We start from the raw sequence: 8,058 nt of genomic DNA, 5'->3' as shown, positions 1-8,058 counted from the left end.
GCGGTGAGCGGGACCCGGCCGGTGGCGGCGTTGCGCGCGACGGCGTCCAGGGCTCGGCCCGGGTCCAGCCGGTCGCCGTCGGGGGCGCCGAGGGCCCAGGCGAGCCCGGCGCTGGTGGTGGCCACCGCGGCCGCGCCCGCGTCCTCGACGAGCCGGGCGCTCACCGCGTCCCAGGCGTTCGGGAGGACGAGCGGACGCCCCGGAACGTGCAGGGCGTGGAAGGCGAGGGCGCGGTCCCGGAGGGTGCTCTGATTCGTCATGGGGACGACTCAACCAGCCGGAACGGGGTGGCGCCGGCAGGAATCCGTCATGTACGCATGGCCCGGCCGGGCCCGGCCCGGACCCGCGATCAAATGCGTTGACACCCCACCGGGCCCCTCGTACGTTGTACAGCGGTCCTGTTGCCGTCGATTGGAGAAGGACGTTGCTCGTCTGAGGTCCTGAGACACCGCGTCACACACGTCAGGTGTGTGCGTGCAGTGCGACCTCGGCGTCCGAGCCGTCCCCCGGCACAGGGCTCTTCCATGCCCCTGCCATCCGGTTGCCTCCCGGTGTCTCGACACGCGTTTGCCCCGACCACACCAAGCAACCGCGAGGCCTGTATGTCCACTTCCCTCACCTGTACCTCCCTGTCCTTCACCTGGCCCGACGGCACCCCCGTCCTCGACGGCCTCGACGTGGCCTTCGGCCCCGGCAGGACGGGACTGGTCGGCGTCAACGGATCGGGGAAGTCAACCCTGTTGAAGCTGATCGTCGGCGAACTCACGCCGTCCGACGGCACCGTCAAGGCGGCCGGTGACATCGGCTACCTCCCGCAGAACGTCACGCTCGACACGGCCCTGCGTGTCGACGAGGCACTCGGCATCGCCGCCCGGCGGGCCGCTCTGCACGCCATCGAGGCGGGCGACGCGGCCGTGGAGCACTTCGAGACGGTCGGCGACGACTGGGACGTCGAGGAGCGCGCACTGGCCACCCTCGGCGAACTCGGCCTCGGTCACATCGGCCTGGACCGTACGGTCGGCGAGCTGTCCGGCGGCGAGTCGGTGCTGCTCCGGCTCGCCGCGCTGCTGCTGCTGCGCCCGGACGTGCTGCTGCTCGACGAGCCGACCAACAACCTCGACCTGTACGCCCGCAGGCGGCTCTACGCGGCCGTCGCGTCCTGGCCGGGCGTGCTGATCGTCGTCAGCCACGACCGCGAGCTGCTCGAACTGGTCGACCAGATCGCCGACCTGCGCTCCGGGGAGATCACCTGGTACGGCGGCAACTTCTCGGCCTACGAGGACGCCCTCGCCGTCGAACAGGAGGCGGCCGAGCGCATGGTGCGGGTCGCCGAGGCGGACTTCCGCAAGCAGAAGCGCGAACTGGCCGACGCCCAGGTCAAGCTGGCCCGCCGCAAGCGGTACGGGCAGCGGATGTGGGACCAGAAGCGCGAACCGAAGATCGTGATGGGGGCGCGCAAGCGCGCGGCGCAGGAGTCCGCGGGCAAGCACCGCATCATGCACGAGGAGAAGCTCGCCGAGGCCAGGGAACGCCTCGACGAAGCGGTGGAGGCGGTGCGGGACGACGAGGAGGTCCGGATCGACCTGCCGTACACGGCGGTGCCTCCGGGCCGGAACGTGCTCACCCTGCGCGACCTGGAGCTCGCGTACGGAGCGCGCGTCGACGGCCTGTTCGACCTGCGCGGTCCGGAGCGGATCGCGCTGATCGGGCGCAACGGCGCGGGCAAGACGACGCTGCTGCGCACGGTCGCCGGGGAGCTGGCGCCGGTGGCGGGCGAGGCGGAGACGCATGTGCCGCTGCGGTTCCTGCCGCAGCGCCTCGACGTCCTCGACGGTGAGCTGACCGTCGCCGAGAACGTCGCCCGGTTCGCGCCGGGTGCCACCAACAACCGGATCCGGGCCCGCCTGGCCCGCTTCCTGTTCCGGGGTGCCCGGGCCGACCAGCGGGTGGCGACCCTGTCCGGTGGCGAGCGCTTCCGCGCGGCCCTGGCCGCGCTGATGCTGGCCGAGCCCGCGCCGCAGCTCCTCATGCTCGACGAGCCGACGAACAACCTCGACATGGCGAGCGTGCACCGGCTCACGACGGCCCTGGAGTCCTACGAGGGAGCACTGGTCGTGGCCAGCCACGACCTGCCGTTCCTGGAGTCGCTGGGCATCACCCGCTGGCTGCTGCTGGAGGAGGGAACGCTGAGGGAGACCACGCCGGAGGAGCTCGGGGATCCCGCATAGCGGCCGGGCCGCGGATCTCAGGAGGAGCACGGCCCGGCAACGAGGGTTTTGTACACCCGGGCCCGCCCTGCATGATGGCTGACCGGCGCCCTGTCACGGGCGCCGGAGTCGTCCCGCCGATACGGAGTCCCGTCGTGCCCAGCAAGAAGGCCCTCGTCCGCCGCCCCAGCCCGCGCCTCGCCGAAGGGCTGGTGACGCACATCGAGCGGGAGCAGGTCGATGCGAAGCTCGCCGTCGAGCAGTGGGAGGCGTACGTCGAGGCGCTGCGCACGCACGGCTGGGAGACCGTCGAGGTGGACCCGGCCGACGACTGCCCGGACTCGGTGTTCGTCGAGGACACCGTGGTCATGTACAATAACGTGGCGTTGATCACGCGGCCGGGCGCCGAGTCCCGGCGCGACGAGACCGCCGGGGTCGAGGAGGCCGTGGCGCGTCTCGGCTGCTCGGTGAACTGGATCTGGGAACCTGGCACGCTGGACGGAGGTGACGTCCTGAAGGTCGGCGACACGATCTACGTCGGCCGGGGCGGGCGCACCAACGCGGCCGGGGTGCAGCAGGTGCGGGCCGCCTTCGAGCCGCTGGGCGCGCGGGTGGTGGCCGTACCGGTGCACAAGGTGCTGCACCTGAAGTCCGCGGTCACCGCGCTGCCCGACGGCACCGTGATCGGACACATCCCGAACGTGGACCGGCCCTCGCTGTTCCCGGGTTTCCTCGCCGTGCCCGAGGAGGCCGGAGCGCACGTGGTGCTGCTCGGCGGCAGCACGCTGCTGATGGCGGACAGCGCCCCCGAGAGCAAGGAACTCCTCGCCGATCTCGGCCACGAGGTGGTCACGGTGGACATCAGCGAGTTCGAGAAGCTCGAGGGCTGTGTGACGTGCCTCTCGGTCAGGCTGCGGGGGCTGTACGCCTGATCGGGTGATCCAGTCACTCCTTCAGCCCCGGGACCTGCGTGTCCCGGGGCGGTTTCGCATGCCCGGGTACGCCTGGGCAACGCGACCTGATCAGCGATCTTTACGCCACACTTAACCTACGGCTTCGTAACCTACGGCTTCGTAGCCTACGATCACGTAGGTTCCGGCACCGCTCGCCGGTTCGCGCCCTCGATCCCCCTCTGTTCGGCGTCCCCTGGAGTTACCTGTGACGATCACCTCTCCTCACCTCGGCAGCCCGTCCGTGTGGACCGACGCGAAGCTGCTGTATGCCCTCGAGGAAGTGGTCGAGCAGGAGCTGAACCGCCACCTGAAGGTCGCCAAGGACTGGATGCCCCACGAGTACGTCCCGTGGACCGACGGCCGCAACTTCCCCGGCCTGTTCGAGGACGGTGAGGCCTGGGACAAGGAGCAGTCCAAGGTCACCGAGATCGGCCGCATCGCCCTCGTGGTGAACCTCCTGACGGAGGACAACCTCCCCAGCTACCACCACGAGATCGCCTCGCTCTTCGGCCGGGACGGCGCCTGGGGCACCTGGGTGCACCGCTGGACCGCCGAGGAGGGCCGGCACGGCATCGTGATGCGCGACTACCTGCTCACCTCGCGCGCGGTGGACCCGGACAAGCTGGAGCAGTTCCGCATGTCCCACATGAGCGAGGGCTTCGAGTCCGACAACCGTCATTCGATGCTGCACTCGGTCGCCTACGTCGCCTTCCAGGAGCTCGCGACCCGCATCTCGCACCGCAACACCGGCCACCAGTCCGGCGATCCCGTCTGCGACCGCATGCTGGCCCGCATCGCGACCGACGAGAACCTCCACATGGTCTTCTACCGCAACCTGCTGAAGTCCGCGTTCGAACTCGCCCCCGACCTCACCATGCAGGCCGTGCGGGACGTCGTCGTGAACTTCCGCATGCCCGGCCACGGCATCCCCGGCTTCGAACGCGCGGCGGCCCAGATGGCGATCGGCGAGGTCTACAACCTGCGCATCCACCACGACGACGTGCTCCAGCCCGTCCTGCGCCACCTGAAGGTCATGGAGATCGACGGACTCGGCCCCGAGGGGCAGCGGGCACAGGACGAACTCGGCCTGTTCATGGGCGGCCTCGACTCGGAGGCCCTGAAGTTCGACGAGAAGCTGGCCGCGCGCAAGGCGCGGATGGCGGCGCGCGCCGGGGCCTGACGACGGTACGCGGGGCGCACCGACCTACCGGTGCGCCCTGTCGGTGACCTGCGGCGTCATGCCGCCGTACGCGACCACAGCACGCCGCAGCAGGCGGTCGGATTCCTGCTCGGCCCTCCGTACGGCCGGACTGCCCGCCCGGACTGCGCGCGCAGTCCGGCTCGCACCGGAAGTCCACCCGTCGCCTGCGGCAGGCGGGTGTCCTCGACGGCCCCGCCGAGTACGCGAAGACGTACCGGCCCGCCATGCGGGTCCTGCCGGTGCCGCCCTGGGCCATCTGCTCCTCCCGGCCCGCGTCCACGAGGCCGAGAACACCCTGCGCCCGCTCGTCCTCGAGCGCTACCTGTGGAACCCGCCGGCTTCCTCTTCTTCTCGCCTCCTTCTCGGCGCCTTCTCGACTTCTGGTCGTCTACTCGACGAAGTACGAGTCGTGCTTGTCGAGGAACCGCACACGGCGGGCGGCTCACGTGACGTCAGAATGAAGCGCGCCTGATCTCCAGGCGTTCCTTCTCCGACAGGCCGCCCCAGACACCGAAGCGCTCGTCGTTGTCGAGCGCGTACTCCAGGCAGGCGGATCGGATCGGGCACAGGCCGCAGATCCGCTTCGCCTCCCGGACCGAACTGCCGGGCTCCGGGAAGAAGAAGTCCGCCCCCGTCTGCGCGCACAACGCCTCCTCCTGCCATGCGAGGTCGGGCGAGGTGATCGTTTCGATGTGCATGAGCAGGACTCTGCCGCCCGGCGAAAAACGTTCGATCAACGGCGGCTCAACGCCACGGCCGGGGCCCGCTGCCGCCACGATGATGCTCCCCCGGGACCCGGTGGCGCACGGCGGCGCGCGGGACCGGATGAGAACAAGGGGGGCGGGGCCGGTCACCCAGGGTGAACGGGCTGGACGGTCCGGCCGGCGGCCGCGCTGCGGAGCGATTGTCGGTGGGCGGTGCAAGACTCGGCAGTGCACGGAGAACGGGACCCTTCCGAGGAGGGCGAAGATGCTCACCACCCGTTTCGTCAACGGCGCTCCGAACTGGATCGACGTCGGCACGTCCGACATCGGGGGCGCCACCTCCTTCTACAACGCGCTCTTCGGCTGGCGGTTCCAGTCGGCGGGGCCCGACGCCGGCGGTTACGGCTTCTTCCAACTGGACGGCCGGACCGTGGCCGGCGGCATGCAGACCACCCCGGAGCAGGGACCGCCGTCCTGGACGGTGTATTTCCAGAGCGAGGACGCGCAGGCCACGGCCAAGACCGCCGAACAGGCGCACGGCAGTGTGCTCCTGCAGCCCGTGGATGTGATGGGGCAGGGTCATATGGCGGTCCTCGCCGACCAGGCCGGCGCGGCCTTCGGGATCTGGCAGCCCGGACAGACCCGGGGCGTGGACCTCGCGGGCGAGACCGGTTCGCTGTGCTGGGTGGAGCTGTACACGCCGGACGAGGCCGCGGCCGCCGCGTTCTACAACCGGGTGCTCGGCCTGGAGACCTCCGCCGTGCCCTTCCCGGGCGGCTCGTACACCTGCGTGAACCCCGCGGAGGGCGGTGAGGACGCCATGTTCGGCGGAATCGTGCCGCTGGCCGACGCCGCGGCGGAGGCGGCGGCGGGGGCGTACTGGCTGCCGTACTTCGAGGTCGAGGACACGGACGCCGTCGTCGACAAGGCGCGGCAACTGGGCGGCGAGGTCCGTATGCCGGCCACGACCATGGAGGGCGTCGGCCGCATGGCCAAGCTCACCGACCCGTACGGCGCGCGCTTCGCGGTGATCAGGAGCGAGTCGCAGCAGGACTGAGCCGTCACGGGCGCGCCGGAGCCGGGCCCGGTGCCCCGGGCCGGCCGAAGTCCGCCGTGGCCCAGCCAGGCCCTGTCGTCGAACTCCCCCTGTCCCGCGCCCCATACACACTCCCCCGAGCTCCGGCCTCGCTCGAGCAGGGGGACCCCGGGGCGCCGCAGGGCCCACCCTTCGGGCGGACGACGGGAGTCCGGCGACAGGGCCCTAGGCGGAGGCGCGTCGTACCAGTGTGGTCGGCAGGATCACGCCGGACGGCGCGTCCCCCGCGGCGGCGTCGGGGCCCCGGTGGCCGGGGCCGCGCAGCAGGAGGCGGGCCATCAACCGGCCCATCTCCTCTATGTCCTGGCGGATCGTCGTCAGGGGCGGGTCGGTCTGCTCGGCGACGGGCAGCATGTCGTCGAAACCGACCACGGCGACGTCCTCGGGCACCCGCCGCCCGCGCTCGCGCAGCACGCGCAGGGCGCCGGAAGCGGTGAGGTCGTTGGCGGCGAACACGGCGTCCACGTCCGGGCAGCGGTCGAGGAGTTCCCGCATGGCGCGTTCGCCCCCGGCCGGGGTGAAGTCGCTCTCCACGATCAGCCGCGGGTCGGCGTCCACCATCACGTCCCGGAACCCGTCGAGCCGGTCCACCGCCGAGGTCTGGTCCAGGGCGCCGGTGATGTGCGCGATCCGCCTGCGGCCGAGGCCGACGAGGTGCCGTACGGCCGCCCGGGCCCCGCCCCGGTTGTCGCTGTCCACGTACACCGCGCCGTGCTTCCCGTCGCTCCACCCGGGCCGCCCGCCGAACACCGTGGGTACGCCCGCGCCCCGGATCAGCCTGGGCAGTGGGTCGTCGAGATGCAGGGAGAAGACGAGCGCGCCGTCGACATGGCCTCCGGCGAGATAGCGGGCCACGCGCGTGTGGTCGTCCCGGCCCTCGGTCAGCAGGAGGACGAGCTGGTTGTCGTGCGCCGTCAGCTCCTTGCTGATCCCGCGCAGCTGGAGCGCGAAGAAGGGGTCGGCGAAGACCCGGGTCTCCGGTTCGGCGATGACGACGGCCACGGCGTCGTGCCGCTTCGTCACCAGGCTGCGCGCCGCCTGGTTGGGGACGTAGCCGAGTTCCTCGACCGCCCGCCGGACCCGCTCCACGAGCGGCTCCCTGACCCCGTCCCCGCCGTTGACCACCCGGGAGACGGTGGCTCGCGACACCCCCGCCCGCGCGGCCACGGCCTCCAGCGTGGGACGCGACGTTGTCTCGGTCACTTCGGGACTCCTCATCGGCGGTTGCGGATCAGGATATCCTCGCGCGAGGAACGCGGTGAGAGCGCTCTCTCAGCGGGAAGGGCACTGTGTGGGACGAATACGCCCGTCCGCCCCGTCCCTGTCCGCCGTTCATCCCAGCAGATCCACCCGCTCCCCGATCCCGCGTTCCTCCGCCGCCCGGTGGGCGAGCCAGGCGAGTGCCAGGTCCTGCCAGGGGAGGCCGACGGGAGCGTAGACGGAACGCTCCTGGGGTGTGCGCCGCCCGGGGTGCGTGCCGTTGAGGACGTCGGCGAGTGTGGCGTCCGTCGCCTCCGGCGGGAGTCCGGCGGCTGCCGGCGCACCCATTTCCGCGGCGAGTTCCCGGTCGTCCACGACGAGCAGTGCCGCCTCCAGGAGGTCGGCGGCGAGTTCCTGTTTGCCGGGTTCGTCGGCTCCCAGACTCGTGAAGTGCTGGCCTTCGCGCGTGTCGGCCAGCCGGAGCAGGGGTGCCCGGGACCAGGTGGCGAGCAGCACGACGTCGGCGGCGGTGGCCACGTCCGTGGCGGACGCCAGCACCCGGCCGCCGTGACGTGCGGCGAACGCGGCGGCCCGGTCGGGGTCCGTGTCGTGGACGACGAGTTCGCGGTCGCCGCGCAGGGCGCCGAGGCCGCGCACCATCAACTCGGCCTGGGCACCGGCGCCGATCACCCCGAGG

8 protein-coding genes are annotated in these 8,058 nt (G+C 71.6%); 4 read left to right on the top strand and 4 right to left on the bottom strand.

Features of this window, described 5'->3' with window-relative positions:
- Positions 1 to 260: isocitrate lyase/phosphoenolpyruvate mutase family protein (locus ACFW2E_RS35325; protein ID WP_384472603.1), on the bottom strand; the 260-nt coding region annotated here is incomplete at its 3' end.
- 342 nt (positions 261 to 602) lie between these two features.
- On the opposite strand from ACFW2E_RS35325, the gene ACFW2E_RS35320 reads away from it, so the two are divergent.
- From ACFW2E_RS35320 to ACFW2E_RS35310, 3 genes are all read left to right on the top strand, one after another.
- The gene (locus tag ACFW2E_RS35320) at positions 603 to 2,228 is read left to right on the top strand and encodes an ABC-F family ATP-binding cassette domain-containing protein (RefSeq protein WP_384472600.1); all 1,626 of its coding nucleotides are present in this window, start codon (positions 603 to 605) and stop codon (positions 2,226 to 2,228) included.
- Positions 2,229 to 2,362: 134 nt separating this feature from the next.
- A complete protein-coding gene (gene ddaH / locus ACFW2E_RS35315) occupies positions 2,363 to 3,139 on the top strand; it encodes a dimethylargininase (RefSeq protein WP_384472597.1) in 777 nt (258 codons plus the stop codon).
- 226 nt (positions 3,140 to 3,365) lie between these two features.
- Positions 3,366 to 4,340, top strand: coding sequence for an acyl-ACP desaturase (locus ACFW2E_RS35310; protein ID WP_384472594.1), 975 nt, complete (start codon positions 3,366 to 3,368; stop codon positions 4,338 to 4,340).
- 473 nt (positions 4,341 to 4,813) lie between these two features.
- On the opposite strand, the gene ACFW2E_RS35305 is transcribed toward ACFW2E_RS35310, so the two are convergent.
- Positions 4,814 to 5,059 carry a WhiB family transcriptional regulator gene (locus ACFW2E_RS35305; RefSeq protein ID WP_384472591.1) on the bottom strand — a complete coding sequence of 82 codons (246 nt, stop codon included), beginning with the start codon at positions 5,057 to 5,059 and terminating at the stop codon, positions 4,814 to 4,816.
- 271 nt (positions 5,060 to 5,330) lie between these two features.
- Between ACFW2E_RS35305 and ACFW2E_RS35300 the strand changes: the two genes are divergently transcribed.
- The gene (locus ACFW2E_RS35300; RefSeq protein WP_384472588.1) at positions 5,331 to 6,122 is read left to right on the top strand and encodes a VOC family protein; all 792 of its coding nucleotides are present in this window, start codon (positions 5,331 to 5,333) and stop codon (positions 6,120 to 6,122) included.
- 204 nt (positions 6,123 to 6,326) lie between these two features.
- Here the strand turns inward: ACFW2E_RS35300 and ACFW2E_RS35295 are convergent, their stop codons facing one another.
- Together ACFW2E_RS35295 and ACFW2E_RS35290 are read right to left on the bottom strand one after the other, a co-directional pair.
- Positions 6,327 to 7,364: a LacI family DNA-binding transcriptional regulator gene (locus ACFW2E_RS35295; protein ID WP_384472585.1), complete on the bottom strand. Its 1,038-nt coding sequence runs from the start codon at positions 7,362 to 7,364 to the stop codon at positions 6,327 to 6,329.
- A gap of 129 nt (positions 7,365 to 7,493) precedes the next feature.
- Positions 7,494 to 8,058 (bottom strand): NAD(P)-binding domain-containing protein (locus ACFW2E_RS35290; RefSeq protein ID WP_384472582.1); only part of this gene is annotated, 565 nt, incomplete at its 5' end.

Origin of the sequence: Streptomyces sp. NPDC058964 (assembly GCF_042741275.1) — a bacterium.
Lineage (GTDB): Bacteria > Actinomycetota > Actinomycetes > Streptomycetales > Streptomycetaceae > Streptomyces.
This window is presented reverse-complemented; position numbering and strand designations above follow the sequence as displayed.